Genomic DNA, 15,358 nt, shown 5'->3' with positions numbered 1-15,358 from the left:
AACATCAATTTAATCATGAGTGCTTTTGGCGTTTTCCGGCGCTCACGTAACGTTGTGATAGCACGGGGAATGGCTGATAATAAGCACCTTTTGTAATCCCGGACGAGACCATGACCGATTACCTGCTTCTCTTTATTGGCACCGTGCTGGTGAATAACTTCGTTCTGGTGAAGTTTCTGGGCCTTTGCCCCTTTATGGGCGTTTCCAAAAAGCTGGAAACCGCTATCGGCATGGGTCTGGCGACAACCTTCGTTATTACGCTGGCCTCAATCTGCGCCTGGCTGGTGAATCACCTGATTCTGGTGCCGCTGGATCTGGTTTATCTGCGTACGCTCGCCTATATCCTGGTAATTGCCGTAACCGTGCAGTTCACCGAAATGGTGGTGCGTAAAACCAGCCCGGCGCTCTATCGCCTGCTGGGTATCTTTCTGCCGCTGATCACCACCAACTGTGCGGTGCTGGCGGTGCCGCTGCTGAGCGTTAACCTCAACCATACGTTTTTGCAGGCGGCGCTGTACGGCTTCAGCGCTTCGCTGGGCTTCTCGCTGGTGATGGTGCTGTTTGCCGGTATGCGTGAACGTCTGGTGCTGGCAAACGTTCCGGCTCCGTTTAAAGGTTCTTCTATCGCCCTAATCACCGCTGGCCTGATGGCGCTGGCGTTTATGGGCTTTACCGGTCTGGTGAAATTCTGATGTCCGCTATCTGGATAGCTATTATTGCTATTAGTGCCCTCAGCCTGGTTTTCGGTGGGCTGCTGGGCTATGCCTCACGCCGTTTCAAAGTGGAAGCGGATCCTATCGTTGAACAGATCGACGCAATCCTGCCACAGAGCCAGTGCGGACAGTGCGGTTACGCCGGTTGCCGCCCTTACGCCGAAGCGGTAGGCAACAATGGTGAAGCGATCAATAAATGCGCGCCCGGCGGCGAGCAGACCATGCTGAAGCTGGCGGGATTGCTTAATATCGAACCGCAGCCGCTGGACGGCGACGAAAACGCCAAAGAGCCGGTACGCACCGTTGCCTGGATCGATGAGGCCAACTGCATCGGCTGCACCAAGTGTATTCAGGCCTGTCCGGTAGATGCCATTGTTGGTGCCACGCGCGCCATGCACACCGTACTGAGCGATGTCTGTACCGGCTGCGATCTGTGTGTTGCGCCCTGCCCAACCGACTGTATTGAAATGCGCCCGGTTGCCACCACCACGGCCAACTGGAAATGGGATCTGCATACGATCCCGGTTCGGGTCATTCCTGTGGAAAGCCATGCTTAACCTTCTGAAATTTTTTCATAAAGATAAGATTTGGGATTTTGACGGCGGTATTCATCCGCCGGAGATGAAGACCCAGTCAAGCGGTACGCCGCTGCGTCAGCTGCCGTTAGCGGATCGTTTTATCATTCCGCTGAAACAGCATATTGGTAACGAAGGCGAACTCTGTGTCCAGCCCGGCGATAAGGTGCTGCGCGGCCAACCGCTCACCTTCGGTAGCGGCCGGATGCTGCCGGTACATGCGCCCACGTCCGGTACGGTAGAAGCTATTACACCGCACATTACCGCACACCCGTCCGGTCTGCCGGAAATGTCGGTCATTATCCGTCCCGATGGCGAAGATCGCTGGATTGAACGCCAGGGCGTAAGCGATTATCGCCAGCTGTCGCGTGAAGAGGTCATTAACCGGATTCACCAGGCGGGCGTGGCAGGTCTGGGCGGCGCGGGCTTTCCCACCGCAAGCAAGCTAAAAGGCGGACTGAACGTTACGCGCACGCTGATCATTAACGCCGCCGAATGCGAGCCTTATATTACCGCTGACGATCGGCTGATGCAGGATTGCGCCGATGAAGTGATCGCGGGCAGCCGGATCCTTGCCTGGGTATTACAGGCGGAGCGCGTGCTGATCGGCATCGAAGATAATAAACCGGAAGCGATTGCCGCTCTGAAACAGGCGCTGGCTGGTACGAATGATCTGCAGCTGCGGGTTATCCCAACGAAATATCCCTCCGGCGGCGCAAAGCAGCTGACCAAAATTCTTACCGGCAAAGAGGTGCCGCACGGCGGACGTTCGTCTGATATTGGCGTGCTGATGCAGAACGTCGGCACCGCCCGGGCGGTGAAGCGGGCGATTATCGACGGCGAGCCGCTGACCGAACGCGTGGTAACGCTGACCGGCGAAGCCATCGCCACGCCGGGCAACGTCTGGGGACGCCTCGGTACGCCAGTCAGCCATCTGCTTCAGCATGCCGGTTTCCAGCCGCAGCCAGAGCCGATGGTGATTATGGGCGGCCCGCTGATGGGCTTTACCCTGCCCGCGCTGGATGTGCCGGTGGTGAAAATCACCAACTGTTTGCTGGCACCGTCGCCAGGCGAAATGGGCGAGCCACAGCCTGAGCTCTCCTGCATACGCTGTAGCGCCTGTGCCGATGCCTGCCCGGCAAACTTGCTGCCTCAGCAGCTTTACTGGTACAGCCAGGGTGCCGATCACGACAAAGCGCGCGCCTACCATATTGATGACTGCATTGAGTGCGGTGCCTGTGCCTGGGTCTGCCCCAGCAATATTCCGCTGGTGCAATATTATCGCCAGGAGAAAGCCGAGCTGCGTGCTATCGATCTGGAAGCAAAACGCACCGCCGAAGCAAAGGCGCGCTTTGAAGCGCGTCAGGCACGCCTGGAGCGCGAGAAGCTGGCACGTGAAGCGCGTCATGCTCAGGCAAAACGCAAAGTCAGCACCAGCGAGCAGAATGAAATCGCCGCCGCGCTGGAGCGGGTAAAAGCGAAAAAAGCTGCCGAAGCCCCGATTGATGTTCAGGCAGGCGCTACACCAGATAACGCCGCCATTATTGCCCAGCGGGAAGCGCGTAAAGCGATGGCGCGCGCCCGTCAGGCAGAAAAACAGGCGGAGCGCGCCAGCCCGCTGTCGCCTGCTGCTGAAGCCGCAACCGATCCGCGCAAAGCGGCGGTAGAAGCGGCTATCGCCCGTGCCAAAGCGAAAAAAGCACAGCAGGCGACGGCTGAGCCGGTTGAAGCGGCTGGCGGCGAGCCATTAACGGCTGATGTGCCGGTCGATCCGCGCAAAGCCGCAGTGCAGGCGGCGATCGCCCGCGCCAAAGCGAAGAAGGCGCAGCAGGCGACGGCGGAAAAACAGCAGGCAGAGGCAGGCGATGCAGCGGAAAGCCACAGCGTCCCGGCCACGGCGGCAACCGCCCCGCAAACGCCTGCGGTAACCGAAGCTGAGCCGGTCGATCCCCGCAAGGCCGCGATTGCAGCGGCAATTGCGCGCGCCAAAGCGAAAAAAGCAGAACAACAACCCCAGGCGGAAGAACTGGCGCAGGCAGATACGGAAGATCGCCGTAAAGCTGCGGTAGCCGCCGCCGTTGCGCGCGCTAAGGCGCGTAAAGCACAGCAGCAGACAAGCTTCGAGGAATAAATGGCTTTTCGTATTGCAAGTTCCCCTTATACCCATAACCATCGGGCCACCAGCCGCATCATGATGCTGGTGCTGCTGGCGGCGATTCCCGGCATGGCGGCGCAGTGGTATTTCTTCGGCTACGGCAACCTGATTCAGGTAGTACTGGCAGCGCTGACCGCATGGGGCACCGAGGCGGCTATTCTGCATCTGCGCAAGCAGCCGATTCTGGCTAACCTTGGCGATCATTCAGCGTTGCTTACTGCCCTGCTGCTCGGCGTCAGCCTGCCGCCGCTCGCGCCCTGGTGGCTGATTGTCATTGGCACCGCCTTCGCCATTATCATTGCCAAACAGCTGTATGGCGGCCTGGGGCAAAACCCGTTTAATCCGGCGATGATCGGTTATGTGGTGTTGCTGATATCTTTCCCGGTGCAGATGACCAGCTGGCTACCGCCGCAGGCGTTGCAGGCGGTGACGCCTGGCCTGCTGGATTCGTTGAGCATGATCTTTACCCATCACACGCTGGCGGGTGAAACCATGCAGCAGCTACAGCTGGGCGTTGATGGCGTCAGCCAGGCAACACCGCTCGATACCTTTAAAACCGGACTGCGCGCCGGTCACAGCGCGGAACAGCTGCTGGCGCAGCCGATTTTCGGCGGCGCTATCGCCGGTATCGGCTGGCAGTGGGTGAATATCGGCTTCCTGCTGGGCGGGCTGTTTCTGCTGCTGAAGAAAGCGATTCGCTGGCATATCCCGGTCAGTTTCCTGCTTTCGCTGACGTTCTGCGCCACGCTGGGCTGGATTTTCTCGCCGGACACGCTCGCCTCACCGCTGATTCATCTTTTCTCCGGCGCAACCATGCTCGGCGCATTCTTTATTGCGACCGACCCGATTACCGCCTCCACCACCAATAAAGGGCGGCTGATTTTCGGCGTGCTGATTGGCCTGCTGGTATGGCTGATTCGCAGCTTCGGCGGCTACCCGGACGGCGTTGCTTTTGCAGTATTGCTGGCAAACATCTGCGTGCCGCTGATCGATTATTACACGCAGCCGCGCGTTTACGGCCATCGCAAGGAGTAAACCATGCTGGATACCATTCGTAAAAATGGCGTGACTCTGGCACTGTTTGCCGCCGTAACAACCGGCCTGACGGCAGTGATCAACGCGGTCACCAAACCGACAATTGCACACCAGACGTCGGTGCAGCAGAAGCTGCTGCTGGATCAGGTCGTCCCGCCAGCGCTGTATGACAATGTTATGCAGAAAGAATGTTACGTTGTCACGGATAGCCTGTTGGGGAACGATAAACCGCATCGGCTTTATATCGCACGTAAAGCGAATCAGCCGGTAGCGGCAGCGCTTGAGACCACCGCGCCCGACGGTTATTCTGGCGCGATTCAGATGCTGGTGGGTGCCGATTTTCAGGGTAAGGTGCTGGGCGTGCGCGTAGTGGAACATCACGAAACGCCAGGGCTGGGTGATAAGATTGAACTGCGTATCTCCGACTGGATCACCTATTTCAGCGGCGTGCAGCTACACGGCGCGAATGACGCCCGTTTTGCGGTGAAAAAAGATGGCGGTGACTTCGATCAGTTTACCGGTGCTACTATTACGCCACGCGCGGTGGTTAACGCGGCCAAACGCACCACCTTACTGATTGAAACGCTGCCGAAGAAACTCTCTTCGCTACCCGACTGTGGAGATGCTAATGAGTGAAGCTAAGAATTTATTGATCGGCGGGCTGTGGAAAAACAACTCCGCGCTGGTACAGCTGCTGGGCCTGTGCCCGCTGCTGGCCGTGACCTCTACCGCTACCAACGCGCTCGGTCTCGGCCTGGCGACCACGCTGGTGCTGACCATCACTAACAGCGCTATCTCCGCCTCGCGTCGCTGGGTGCCGTCAGAAATCCGTATTCCCATCTACGTAATGATTATCGCGTCGGTGGTCAGCTGCGTACAGATGTTGATTAACGCCTACGCTTACGGACTTTATCAGTCGCTGGGAATTTTTATCCCGCTGATCGTGACAAACTGTATCGTGGTGGGACGCGCCGAAGCGGTCGCTTCCAAAAGCAGCATTCCCCTTTCCGCGCTCGACGGTTTTGCTATCGGTATGGGAGCCACCAGCGCCATGTTCGTGCTGGGCTCAATGCGTGAAATTATCGGCAACGGCACCATTTTTAACGGTGCCGATCAGCTGCTGGGCCCCTGGGCCAAAGTGCTGCGGGTGGAAGTGGTACATTTTGATGCACCGATGCTGCTGGCCATGCTGCCACCGGGCGCATTTATCGGCCTCGGCATGATGCTGGCGGCGAAATATATTCTCGATCAGAGGCTGAAGGCACGCGCTGCGGCCCGACGCGATCTGCCACAGGGACAAACCGGGAAAGCGGTGTGAATAAAGAGAAGCGTTACGAAATCCTGTCACGTTTGCGGGCTAATAACCCGCATCCCACTACCGAGCTTAATTTCAATTCGCCGTTTGAGCTGCTGATTGCCGTTCTGCTCTCGGCGCAGGCGACTGACGTCAGCGTCAATAAGGCGACCGCCAGGCTTTATCCGGTTGCGAATACGCCTGCGGCCCTGCTGGCGCTCGGCGTGGAAGGCGTGAAGGAATACATTAAAACCATTGGCCTGTATAACAGCAAAGCGGAGAATGTGATTAAAACCTGCCGCATCCTGCTGGAAAAGCACCAGGGTGAAGTACCGGAAGATCGTGCGGCGCTTGAGGCGCTGCCTGGCGTCGGACGTAAAACCGCTAACGTGGTGCTGAATACGGCTTTCGGCTGGCCAACCATTGCCGTTGATACCCATATTTTCCGCGTCTGCAACCGCACCAACTTTGCTCCGGGCAAAAACGTTGAACAGGTAGAAGAGAAGCTGCTGAAAGTGGTGCCAACAGAGTTTAAAGTTGACTGCCATCACTGGCTGATACTGCACGGACGCTATACCTGCGTTGCGCGCAAGCCACGCTGCGGCTCCTGCCTGATTGAAGATCTCTGTGAATATAAAGAGAAAGTCGGAAATTAACTTTGCTGAATCGCGGCGGCGGATCCAGTCAGGGGAAGTCGTTGCGTTCCGGGTCTTTTTTCCTGCGCTCTTGTTACTGACATCTGCTTTACTGTCAGGCTGACGATCGCCTTTTTATAGCATCCAGGATGATTCTATAAAAAATTATTTTCAACGCAATAATTAACACTATTCTCCTGTTTGCCTGCGGCTCGTCGCCCTTTAATTCGTGACGGTTTAACAAATCGTTCACCAGAGTGAACTTTGTCCGGCGCGATTTTCCTGCTCGCTTACCCGGATGGGTTATTTTTCCGCTTAAATTATTGTTTTAAAACGTGATCTCGCTCACGCCATGCATAACAGCTGGAAAATTTTCGCTGCAAGCCGTTATAAATCCTGAACAAAGCGCGGTTATCGTGCATTATTCAGTCATTTATTCTGCATTATCAGTCAAATGATATGAGAGATATCGCTGGATGAGTAATCAGCAGATAATTGCACTTTTAAGGCCTTTAAAGAATTTAAACTGGCATATTATTCTGCTAAAGATTTAGGCCACAACACTTAACACTGTTTAACAGACGCGACTCTTATTTTTAACCCTATATCTTTTACGATCTTCAGGAAATAAAAAAACGCTTGCCACTCGTGGCGGGATAAGCGAAATTAACCGCCGTTTTTTCCGATTTTATTACAGAACCGTGCGCGGGTTTCGCCTGTGACGTGGTCTTATTTCCTGGTGAAAATCAGGTTGAAACAACAGAGGTAACAGTGTCTACAGCAAACAAACACACTGATGAGGCAGTAAGCCTCAATGCGTTCAAACAGCCTAAAGCGTTCTATTTGATTTTTTCGATCGAACTTTGGGAGCGTTTCGGCTATTACGGCCTACAGGCCATTATGGCGGTCTACCTGGTTAAACAACTGGGGATGTCCGAAGCTGACTCCATTACGCTTTTCTCATCCTTCAGCGCGCTGGTCTATGGTCTGACGGCCATCGGCGGCTGGCTGGGCGATAAAGTGCTGGGCACCAAACGCGTGATTATTCTCGGCGCGCTGGTACTCTGCGTCGGCTACGGCCTGATCGCCTGGTCCGGGCATAATGTCTCTATCGTCTATATCGGCATGGCGACCATCGCGATGGGTAGCGGACTGTTTAAAGCCAACCCTGGCTCCCTGCTCTCCACCTGCTACGACAAAGACGATCCGCGTATCGACGGCGCATTCACCATGTTCTACATGTCGATCAACGTCGGCTCGCTGATCTCGATGATGCTGACCCCATGGCTGGCGGCTAAATATGGCTGGAGCGTCGCGTTTTCGCTGTCGGTTGTCGGCATGGCGATTACCGTGATTAACTTCCTGCTCTGTCAGAAAATGGTGAAAGATTACGGCTCCAAACCCGATTTCGCTCCGTTGCAGGCGGGTAAACTGCTGGCGACCATCGTCGGTGTCGTGGTGCTGATCGCCATTGCCACCTGGCTGCTGCATCATCAGGATATTGCTCGTATCGTGCTGGGCGTCATCGCTCTGGGCATCGTTGTGGTGTTTGCTAAAGAGACCTTCACCCTGAAAGGCGCGGCGCGTCGTAAAATGATCGTGGCCTTCCTGCTGATGGTAGAAGCTATCGTCTTCTTCGTTCTCTATATGCAAATGCCGACCTCGCTGAACTTCTTTGCGATTCGCAATGTTGAGCACACCATCTTCGGTATCGCCTTCGAACCTGAGCAGTATCAGGCACTGAATCCGTTCTGGATCATGGTTGCCAGCCCGATTCTGGCTGCGGTGTATAACAAGATGGGCGATCGTCTGCCGATGCCGCACAAATTTGCCATCGGTATGGTGCTCTGCTCCGTTGCCTTCCTGGTGCTGCCGCTGGGCGCAAAATTCGCCAACGAACTCGGCATTGTACCGGTAAGCTGGCTGATCCTGAGCTATGCGCTGCAAAGTATCGGTGAGCTGATGATCTCCGGCCTGGGCCTGGCTATGGTGGCCCAACTGGTGCCACAGCGTCTGATGGGCTTTATTATGGGCTCCTGGTTCCTGACTACCGCCGGCGCGGCGATGATTGCCGGTAAAGTGGCTAACCTGATGGCCGTACCGGAAAACGTTACTGACCCGCTGGAATCACTGCATACTTACAGCGAAGTATTCCAGCAGATTGGTATCGTTACTGCGGTAATTGCGGTGCTGATGCTGCTGACCGCCCCGCTGCTTAACCGTATGACGGTTGACCATGAAGCGGTGGCGAAACAGGCCGCTGAAAACCACAGCTAAACAAGCTTGTACTGCCTGTGAAAGCCGTCCTCGTGACGGCTTTTTTTATACTTTTCTTACGCTGACATTTGCCGCCGTCCGCAGTAGGATGGCTCTAATCCCCATGCAAACAAGGAGCATTGTATGAAACTGTTTAGCAAGCCAGGAGCCTGTTCCCTCTCTCCCCATATTATTCTGCGCGAGTGCGGCTTCGATTTCACCCAGGTCAATGTCGATCTGGCGACCAAAAAAACGGAACGCGGTGAAGACTATTTGCAGATCAACCCCAAGGGCCAGGTTCCGGCGCTGCTGCTGGATGATGGCACGCTGTTAACCGAAGGGGTGGCGATTATTCAATATCTCGCCGATCAGAAACCCGATCGTCAGCTGCTGGCACCCACCGGCAGCCTGACGCGCTACCATACGCTGGAGTGGCTGAGCTACATCTCTACCGAGCTGCATAAGGCCTTCATTCCGCTGTTCCGTCCCGATACGCCGGAAGCTTATAAAACGCAACAGCGTGAGCAGCTGATGGCGAAATTTCGCTATGTGGATGAGGCGCTGCGCGATAAGCAGTGGCTGACCGGTACACGTTTTAGCGTGGCGGATGCCTATCTGTTTGTCGTGGCACGCTGGGCGAAGGTGACAGGGCTGGATCTCAGCGCTTTTCAGGCGCTGGCGGCATGGCAGGCGCGTGTAGCAGAACGTCCGGCGGTTGTCGCCGCCCTGAAGGCGGAAGGTCTCGCCTGATACGCAACGGGGCGCTTCCGCGTCCCGCTTCTTTCCTTTTCCGGCGACGGTCCGGAAGTGATTAAAGTCTTTCCGCTGCGAAATGATGCTGTGGCTGAACGAGCAGATCCTGCGCCGCCACCAGCTGTAACTCATACTCGCCCATTTCATGGGTTTTCAGCATCACTTCATAGACTGCGGCGGTAATGTGCTCCAGCGCTGGTTTTAATGCTTCGCCCTTCAGCAGGTTCACCAATAACAGCCCACTGGTTAAATCGCCTACGCCAACCGGCTGGCGCACGCCGAAATCCACCAGGGGACGGCTGATATGCCAGGCTTCCTGCGCGGTAACCAGCAGCATTTCAAAGCGATCGCTGCGGCGCCCGGCGCGCGCCAGATGTTTCACCAGCACAATCTTCGGCCCTTGTGCGATCAGCTTACGTGACGCTGTCACGGCTTCCTCAACGTTTGCCACGCTGCCGCCGCTGAGCATTTCCAGCTCCAGCAGATTCGGCGCGATAATATCGCTAGCCGGTAATGAGGCTTTGCAATGAAACTCCGCCACACCCGGTGCCACAATACAACCCTTTTCCGGATGTCCCATGACCGGATCGCAGAAGTACCAGGCATCAGGATTTGCAGCTTTTACCTGACGAACGATCTCCAGAATCTGTTCGCCCTGTTCGGCGGAACCGAGATAGCCGCTCAGGACCGCGTCACAGGTTTTTAGCCGGTCGATATTCGCAATACCTTTCACAATATCGGTCAGATGCTCCGCCGGCATTACCGTCCCTGTCCATTGTCCATATTGCGTATGGTTGGAGAACTGCACGGTGTTGAGCGGCCAGACGTTGGCCCCCATGCGACGCATGGGAAATTCCGCCGCGCTATTACCGGCGTGACCAAATACGACATGAGATTGAATAGCGAGAATGTTTTTCATAGTTGAGCCTGTCAAACCTTACCAAAAAATAAGGCCGGTAGAACCGGCCTTTAGAACACTTTTTTATTTCCAGCACACCAGGCAGTAGTGCTTTTTACCGCGACGCAACAGCGTAAAACGATCGAACAATTTATCACTGTCGCTGAAACGATATTCCGCATCAGACTGTTTTTCGCCGTTAACCGTTACCGCATTTGAATTAATCATCGTGCGCGCCTGACCGCGTGACGGCACCAGCTCCGCCGTCACCAGCGCCTGTTGCAGATCGGCGTCGGCGTCCAGCGTAATCGTTGGCATACCATCCTGCGCCAGCTGTTCGAAATCCGCTTCGGTCATATCGCTCAGGCTACCGGAAAAGAGGCTCTGGGTGATACGCTGCGCGGCCATCAGCCCGGCTTCGCCATGCACCAGACGGGTGACCTGCTCCGCCAGAACATACTGGGCGCGCGGCGCTTTACCGCTGTTTTTATCTTCTTCTTCCAGCGCGTTGATCTCGTCAATGCTCATAAAAGTGAAGAACTTCAGGAAGCGGTAAACGTCTGCATCGGCGGTATTGATCCAGAACTGATAGAATTTATAAGGGCTGGTTTTTTTCGCATCCAGCCAGACCGCGCCGCCTTCGGTTTTACCGAATTTCGTGCCGTCAGATTTGGTGATCAATGGAACGGTCAGGCCAAAGACCTGGTTCTGATGCAGACGGCGCGTCAGATCGATACCGGAGGTAATATTGCCCCACTGATCGGAGCCGCCAATCTGCAGCGCCACGCCGTAGCGCTCATTCAGACAGGCGAAATCGTAACCCTGTAGCAGATTGTAAGAGAACTCGGTAAAAGAGATCCCCTGATCTTCACGGTTCAGGCGCTGCTTCACCGCCTCTTTGTTAATCATTTGGTTAACAGAGAAGTGCTTACCGATATCGCGCAGGAAAGTCAGCACGTTCATGCTGCCGAACCAGTCATAGTTGTTTGCTGCAATCGCGCTGTTGTCGCCACAGTCGAAATCGAGGAACGGCGCTACCTGCTGGCGGATTTTTTCCACCCATTCGTTTACCGTTTCGGTGGTGTTCAGCTTGCGCTCAGCCGCTTTAAAGCTTGGATCGCCAATTAACCCCGTGGCGCCACCTACCAGCGCAACCGGTTTATGCCCCGCATCCTGGAAACGTTTCAGACAAAGCAAGGGTACCAGATGGCCCAAATGCAAGCTGTCTGCGGTGGGATCGAAGCCGCAATAGAGAGAGATTGGCCCCTGCGCCAGCCTCTCTGCTAACGCATCCTCGTCCGTTACCTGGGCGATCAGGCCCCGCTCTTGCAATTGTTTAATCAGGTTACTGCTGGTCATTAAAGACTCCATGTTGTAACGACTGCACCTATGCTGGTACACAGCTTTCCGCTGAGGTGCGGAGAAAAATGAAGGCGTATAGAATAAAGCGCTGTTGCCATCAGCGCCAGCACCACAGCGGATATTTAATTGATTCAGGGTGCCAGACGATCGATTTTCCAGCTTTCTCCGTCACGCTGGTAGAAGAAGCGATCGTGCAGACGGTGCGCGCCGCCCTGCCAGAACTCCATCGCATCGATACGCACGCGGAAGCCGCCCCAGAAGCTCGGCAACGGCACCTCGCCCTGGCTGAACTTCTGCTTCAGCTCTAAAAACTTGCCTTCCAGCACGCCACGCGCCGAAATACGGCTCGACTGCTGCGATACCCAGGCACCAATCTGGCTGTCACGCGGGCGGCTGTGGAAATATTTCATCACTTCCAGCATGGAAAGTTTTTCCGCCTGCCCCAGCACCATCACCTGACGTTCAAGGAAGTGCCAGGGGAAATGCAGGCTGACGCGCGGGTTTTCAGCCAGCTGTTGCGCCTTGCGGCTGCCGAGATTGGTATAAAACACCAGGCCGCGCTCGTCGTAGTGCTTCAGCAGCACGATGCGCTGATAAGGCTGCCCCTGTTGATCGACCGTCGCCACACACATCGCGGTAGGATCGGGAAGCTGGGCGTCACAGGCCTGACGCAGCCACTGCTCAAACAGTTCCAGCGGCTGCTCAGGCAGATCTTTGCGGCGCAGGCCGCCACGGGTATATTCACGTCGCAGATGGGCGATTTGTTGCAAACTCTCTTCTTCACTCATAACCGGGTTTACCCCTAAAAAAAGGTAAGATTATTGTGCGCCTCACCTTTCTCAAATTCAACGCGTTAACCCTGCGTTTGTTGCTGACAGTCAGCAACAATAATCCGCCGGTTGCGTTCAATCGAGGCGCTGGTGCCTTCCATGCGCAGACGCCAGCTATCATTGGCGTAGAGCGTGTCGGAAGAAGAAGGCTGGCGTTGCAGCGTCAGCGGCTGACCATCCATAATAAACTGCGCCTGCTGCTCGCTCAGGGCGATCGTTAGCGGCAACGTTCCGCAAAGATAGTGCTGTACCTTAACCGTATTGCGCTGACCGCTATTCAACCCACAGCCAGAAAGCAGAACCATAGCCAGTAAGACCGATGTTTTACGCATATTTTCACCCGGCATACGTTGAAGATTGTGGTCGGTTAGCGGGATAGATAGCGCCCAGTACGCTTGCTTCACGTGCGCCGGTGACCGACGGCAGATTGCCCGGCAGGCCGTTCAGGGTACGCCAGGCGAGCCAGGCAAAGGCCAGGCCCTCCATATCATCACCGCTGATGCCCGCCGCATCGGTGGTTAATACTTCCGTACCGGCTAACAGCGCTGCCAGCCGCGCCATCAACAGCGGATTCCGTGCGCCGCCGCCGCACACCAGCAGCCGCTCGCAACCACCGCTCAGCAGCACCTGTTCACTGACGGTAACCGCCGTCAGTTCCAGCAGCGTTGCCTGCACATCCTGCGGTGCCAGGCCGGGAAAATATCCCAACTGCCGCTCGATCCAGCCTGCATTAAAATATTCTCTGCCGGTGCTTTTAGGCGCAGGCAGAGAAAACCAGGCATCGCTCAGCATCTGCTTCAGCAGCGGCACAATCACCGTTCCGCTGCTGGCCCAGGCACCCTCTTTATCATACGGCAGCCCGCAATGACGCCAGACCCAGGCATCCATCAGCATGTTGCCCGGTCCGGTATCATAGCCGCCAACCGGCCTGCCGGGGATCAACAGCGAAAGATTAGCGATGCCGCCGATATTCAGCACCATACGTCGCTCCTGCGGATGCATCAGCAACGCCTGATGGAAAGCGGGCACCAGCGGCGCGCCCTGCCCGCCCAGTGCCATATCCCGCCGACGAAAATCGCCGACTACCGTGATGCCCGTAGCGGCAGCGATTTGATTATTATCACCAATCTGTAGCGTACAGGGGGCATCGCCCAGCGGTTCATGCCAGACGGTTTGCCCATGGCAGCCAATAGCAACAATATCTTCCGCCTTCAGATTCTGCTGTTGCATCAGGGTCAACACCGCTTCGGCAAACAGACGCCCCAGTCGCGTATCCAGCCGTCCAAGCTGTGAAAGCGTCAGGTTTTGCCCCTGATTAATCGCCAGCAGTTCCTGTCGCAACGCCTGTGGCACAGGGTGACAGTAACTTGCCTGCTGCGCCACTACCTGCTCGTCAATGGCCGCCAGCACCACATCTACGCCATCAAGACTAGTGCCGGACATTACGCCTATATAGCGTCCCGATTTCATCACGTTACCTTACTTCCTCGCGGAAAAAGCCGTCAGAGTGGTTACAGCCTGGCAAAAACCAGCGGGTAATTCTATGATTAATTATTGTTTTTTATAGACAACACGGCGTTTTCAGATTCGGGTATAATATTTTCCCGGTACTATTGAAATTTTGTTTACCCATCGCGGTCTATGCTCTGCCATCGTCTGATTTACAGCGGGCTGAAACAGACGGAGGTTATGCCATATAATGAACTATCTATGGCTGCCTTTTCGATGCAGTCAACAATCATGAAAGGAGCTTTATATGATTAAGCGTTTATTTGTCGTGGCGCTGGCTGGCATGACGCTGGCAGGCTGTACTAATACGGATACGCTTTCTGGCGACGTATACAGCGCCAGTGAAGCCAAACAGGTACAGAATGTCAGCTACGGTACGCTTGTCTCCGTACGTCCGGTTAAAATTCAGGGTGGCGATGAGAATAACGTTATCGGTGCAATTGGCGGCGCGGTGCTTGGCGGCTTTTTAGGCAATACCGTTGGCGGCGGTGCGGGACGCAGCCTGGCAACGGCTGGTGGCGCAATTCTGGGCGGCATGGCGGGTCAGGGAGTTCAGGGAGCCATTAACAAAGCGGATGGTGTGGAACTGGGCATTCGTAAAGATGACGGCAACACCATTTTGGTGGTACAGAAACAGACAGCCAGCCGTTATTCCGTTGGGCAGCGCGTGATGCTGGCGTCAAACGGCAGCCAGATTACCGTCTCCCCACAATAATCGCGCTGTACGACACAACAAAAACCGACGCGCGTTGCGTCGGTTTTTTCATCGTTGTTGCTATTCACTTTTTTTCTGCAACTCGACAATATTCTTTTCCAACCGGGCAACCAACGTAATCATCTGATCGACTTCGCGCTTCGAAATACCTGACAGTATATCGTCACGGGTGGCATCAATAACGTGTTCTACCTGTTGGATAACCGGTTCTGCGGCTTTGGTCAGCTTAATGCGTTTTGCTCGCCGATCGTTAGCACAGGTACAGCGCACAATCAGCCCTTTATCTTCCAGCTGATCAAGGGTACGCACCAGCGAAGGCTGCTCGATGCCGATCGCTTTAGCCAATTGAATCTGAGACTGATGAGGAGGCAGCTGATGAATATTATGCAGAGTAACCCAATGTGTCTGAGTAAGTTCCAGCGGTTTAAGACGTTGATCGATAAGTGCACGCCAGATGCGCACTAAGCGTGCCAAATCCGTTCCTAATGGCGTATCCAAGTTCATCTCCTTATAATTAGCTTGCTAGCAATCAAGCATGATTTTAGTCTATTCTGCGAGTTTCCAGGGTAAAACTCAATTGCAGCCTCCCCTGATGAAAAGCCCTACGCCAGTTCCAGGGCGCTTCGCA

Annotated in this window: 16 protein-coding genes; 10 read left to right on the top strand and 6 right to left on the bottom strand. The window is 55.3% G+C overall.

From position 1 onward, the window contains the following. Positions 1–110: 110 nt before the first annotated feature. The 9 genes from rsxA (at position 111) to gstA (ending at position 9,413) form a co-directional block, all read left to right on the top strand. Positions 111–692, top strand: a complete 582-nt coding sequence (gene rsxA / locus C7M51_RS06035; protein ID WP_160620952.1) for an electron transport complex subunit RsxA — start codon at positions 111–113, stop codon at positions 690–692. Further along, complete coding sequence (gene rsxB, locus C7M51_RS06030) at positions 692–1,270, top strand: electron transport complex subunit RsxB (RefSeq protein ID WP_160620951.1); 579 nt, start codon at positions 692–694, stop codon at positions 1,268–1,270. Before rsxA ends, rsxB begins: the two co-directional genes overlap by 1 nt. After that, positions 1,263–3,419: an electron transport complex subunit RsxC gene (rsxC, locus tag C7M51_RS06025; protein WP_160620950.1), complete on the top strand. Its 2,157-nt coding sequence runs from the start codon at positions 1,263–1,265 to the stop codon at positions 3,417–3,419. The genes rsxB and rsxC overlap by 8 nt, the downstream gene beginning before the upstream one ends. Beyond that, positions 3,420–4,478 (top strand): electron transport complex subunit RsxD, encoded by a 1,059-nt coding sequence (rsxD, locus tag C7M51_RS06020; protein WP_160620949.1) that lies wholly within the window; start codon positions 3,420–3,422, stop codon positions 4,476–4,478. A gap of 3 nt (positions 4,479–4,481) precedes the next feature. Then, on the top strand, positions 4,482–5,114 hold the full coding sequence (gene rsxG, locus C7M51_RS06015) for an electron transport complex subunit RsxG (protein ID WP_160620948.1): 633 nt from the start codon (positions 4,482–4,484) through the stop codon (positions 5,112–5,114). After that, a complete protein-coding gene (locus C7M51_RS06010; protein WP_141174233.1) occupies positions 5,107–5,796 on the top strand; it encodes an electron transport complex subunit E in 690 nt (229 codons plus the stop codon). Before rsxG ends, C7M51_RS06010 begins: the two co-directional genes overlap by 8 nt. Next, positions 5,793–6,428 (top strand): endonuclease III, encoded by a 636-nt coding sequence (gene nth, locus C7M51_RS06005; RefSeq protein ID WP_160620947.1) that lies wholly within the window; start codon positions 5,793–5,795, stop codon positions 6,426–6,428. Before C7M51_RS06010 ends, nth begins: the two co-directional genes overlap by 4 nt. Positions 6,429–7,178: 750 nt before the next feature. Next, positions 7,179–8,684 (top strand): dipeptide/tripeptide permease DtpA, encoded by a 1,506-nt coding sequence (gene dtpA, locus C7M51_RS06000; protein WP_160620946.1) that lies wholly within the window; start codon positions 7,179–7,181, stop codon positions 8,682–8,684. 123 nt (positions 8,685–8,807) lie between these two features. Next, positions 8,808–9,413, top strand: a complete 606-nt coding sequence (gstA, locus tag C7M51_RS05995) for a glutathione transferase GstA (protein WP_160620945.1) — start codon at positions 8,808–8,810, stop codon at positions 9,411–9,413. A gap of 61 nt (positions 9,414–9,474) precedes the next feature. Here the strand turns inward: gstA and pdxY are convergent, their stop codons facing one another. The 5 genes from pdxY to anmK all read right to left on the bottom strand — a co-directional run bounded on the left by pdxY (position 9,475) and on the right by anmK (position 13,976). Continuing rightward, on the bottom strand, positions 9,475–10,335 hold the full coding sequence (gene pdxY, locus C7M51_RS05990; protein ID WP_160620944.1) for a pyridoxal kinase PdxY: 861 nt from the start codon (positions 10,333–10,335) through the stop codon (positions 9,475–9,477). 63 nt (positions 10,336–10,398) lie between these two features. Then, complete coding sequence (gene tyrS, locus C7M51_RS05985) at positions 10,399–11,673, bottom strand: tyrosine--tRNA ligase (protein WP_160620943.1); 1,275 nt, start codon at positions 11,671–11,673, stop codon at positions 10,399–10,401. Between the two features lie 134 nt (positions 11,674–11,807). After that, positions 11,808–12,464 carry a pyridoxamine 5'-phosphate oxidase gene (gene pdxH, locus C7M51_RS05980; protein ID WP_160620942.1) on the bottom strand — a complete coding sequence of 219 codons (657 nt, stop codon included), beginning with the start codon at positions 12,462–12,464 and terminating at the stop codon, positions 11,808–11,810. 65 nt (positions 12,465–12,529) lie between these two features. After that, positions 12,530–12,838, bottom strand: coding sequence for an MliC family protein (locus C7M51_RS05975; protein WP_160620941.1), 309 nt, complete (start codon positions 12,836–12,838; stop codon positions 12,530–12,532). A 4-nt stretch (positions 12,839–12,842) separates the two neighbouring features. After that, positions 12,843–13,976, bottom strand: coding sequence for an anhydro-N-acetylmuramic acid kinase (gene anmK / locus C7M51_RS05970; protein WP_160623583.1), 1,134 nt, complete (start codon positions 13,974–13,976; stop codon positions 12,843–12,845). Between the two features lie 286 nt (positions 13,977–14,262). Here anmK and C7M51_RS05965 point away from each other — a divergent pair, with 286 nt between their 5' ends. Beyond that, positions 14,263–14,730, top strand: coding sequence for an outer membrane lipoprotein (locus C7M51_RS05965; RefSeq protein ID WP_160620940.1), 468 nt, complete (start codon positions 14,263–14,265; stop codon positions 14,728–14,730). A 60-nt stretch (positions 14,731–14,790) separates the two neighbouring features. Here C7M51_RS05965 and slyA read toward each other — a convergent pair whose 3' ends face one another. Further along, complete coding sequence (gene slyA / locus C7M51_RS05960) at positions 14,791–15,234, bottom strand: transcriptional regulator SlyA (protein WP_167522363.1); 444 nt, start codon at positions 15,232–15,234, stop codon at positions 14,791–14,793. Positions 15,235–15,358 lie beyond the last annotated feature (124 nt).

Origin of the sequence: Mixta intestinalis (assembly GCF_009914055.1) — a bacterium.
GTDB lineage: Bacteria > Pseudomonadota > Gammaproteobacteria > Enterobacterales > Enterobacteriaceae > Mixta > Mixta intestinalis.
This window is presented reverse-complemented; position numbering and strand designations above follow the sequence as displayed.

Coding starts and splice junctions, on each gene's coding strand:
- rsxA (WP_160620952.1), top strand. CDS start 111: ATGACCGATTACCTGCTTCTCTTTATTGGCACCGTGCTGGTGAATAAC.
- rsxB (WP_160620951.1), top strand. CDS start 692: ATGTCCGCTATCTGGATAGCTATTATTGCTATTAGTGCCCTCAGCCTG.
- rsxC (WP_160620950.1), top strand. CDS start 1,263: ATGCTTAACCTTCTGAAATTTTTTCATAAAGATAAGATTTGGGATTTT.
- rsxD (WP_160620949.1), top strand. CDS start 3,420: ATGGCTTTTCGTATTGCAAGTTCCCCTTATACCCATAACCATCGGGCC.
- rsxG (WP_160620948.1), top strand. CDS start 4,482: ATGCTGGATACCATTCGTAAAAATGGCGTGACTCTGGCACTGTTTGCC.
- C7M51_RS06010 (WP_141174233.1), top strand. CDS start 5,107: ATGAGTGAAGCTAAGAATTTATTGATCGGCGGGCTGTGGAAAAACAAC.
- gstA (WP_160620945.1), top strand. CDS start 8,808: ATGAAACTGTTTAGCAAGCCAGGAGCCTGTTCCCTCTCTCCCCATATT.
- pdxY (WP_160620944.1), bottom strand. CDS start 10,335: ATGAAAAACATTCTCGCTATTCAATCTCATGTCGTATTTGGTCACGCC.
- tyrS (WP_160620943.1), bottom strand. CDS start 11,673: ATGACCAGCAGTAACCTGATTAAACAATTGCAAGAGCGGGGCCTGATC.
- pdxH (WP_160620942.1), bottom strand. CDS start 12,464: ATGAGTGAAGAAGAGAGTTTGCAACAAATCGCCCATCTGCGACGTGAA.
- C7M51_RS05975 (WP_160620941.1), bottom strand. CDS start 12,838: ATGCGTAAAACATCGGTCTTACTGGCTATGGTTCTGCTTTCTGGCTGT.
- anmK (WP_160623583.1), bottom strand. CDS start 13,976: ATGAAATCGGGACGCTATATAGGCGTAATGTCCGGCACTAGTCTTGAT.
- C7M51_RS05965 (WP_160620940.1), top strand. CDS start 14,263: ATGATTAAGCGTTTATTTGTCGTGGCGCTGGCTGGCATGACGCTGGCA.
- slyA (WP_167522363.1), bottom strand. CDS start 15,234: ATGAACTTGGATACGCCATTAGGAACGGATTTGGCACGCTTAGTGCGC.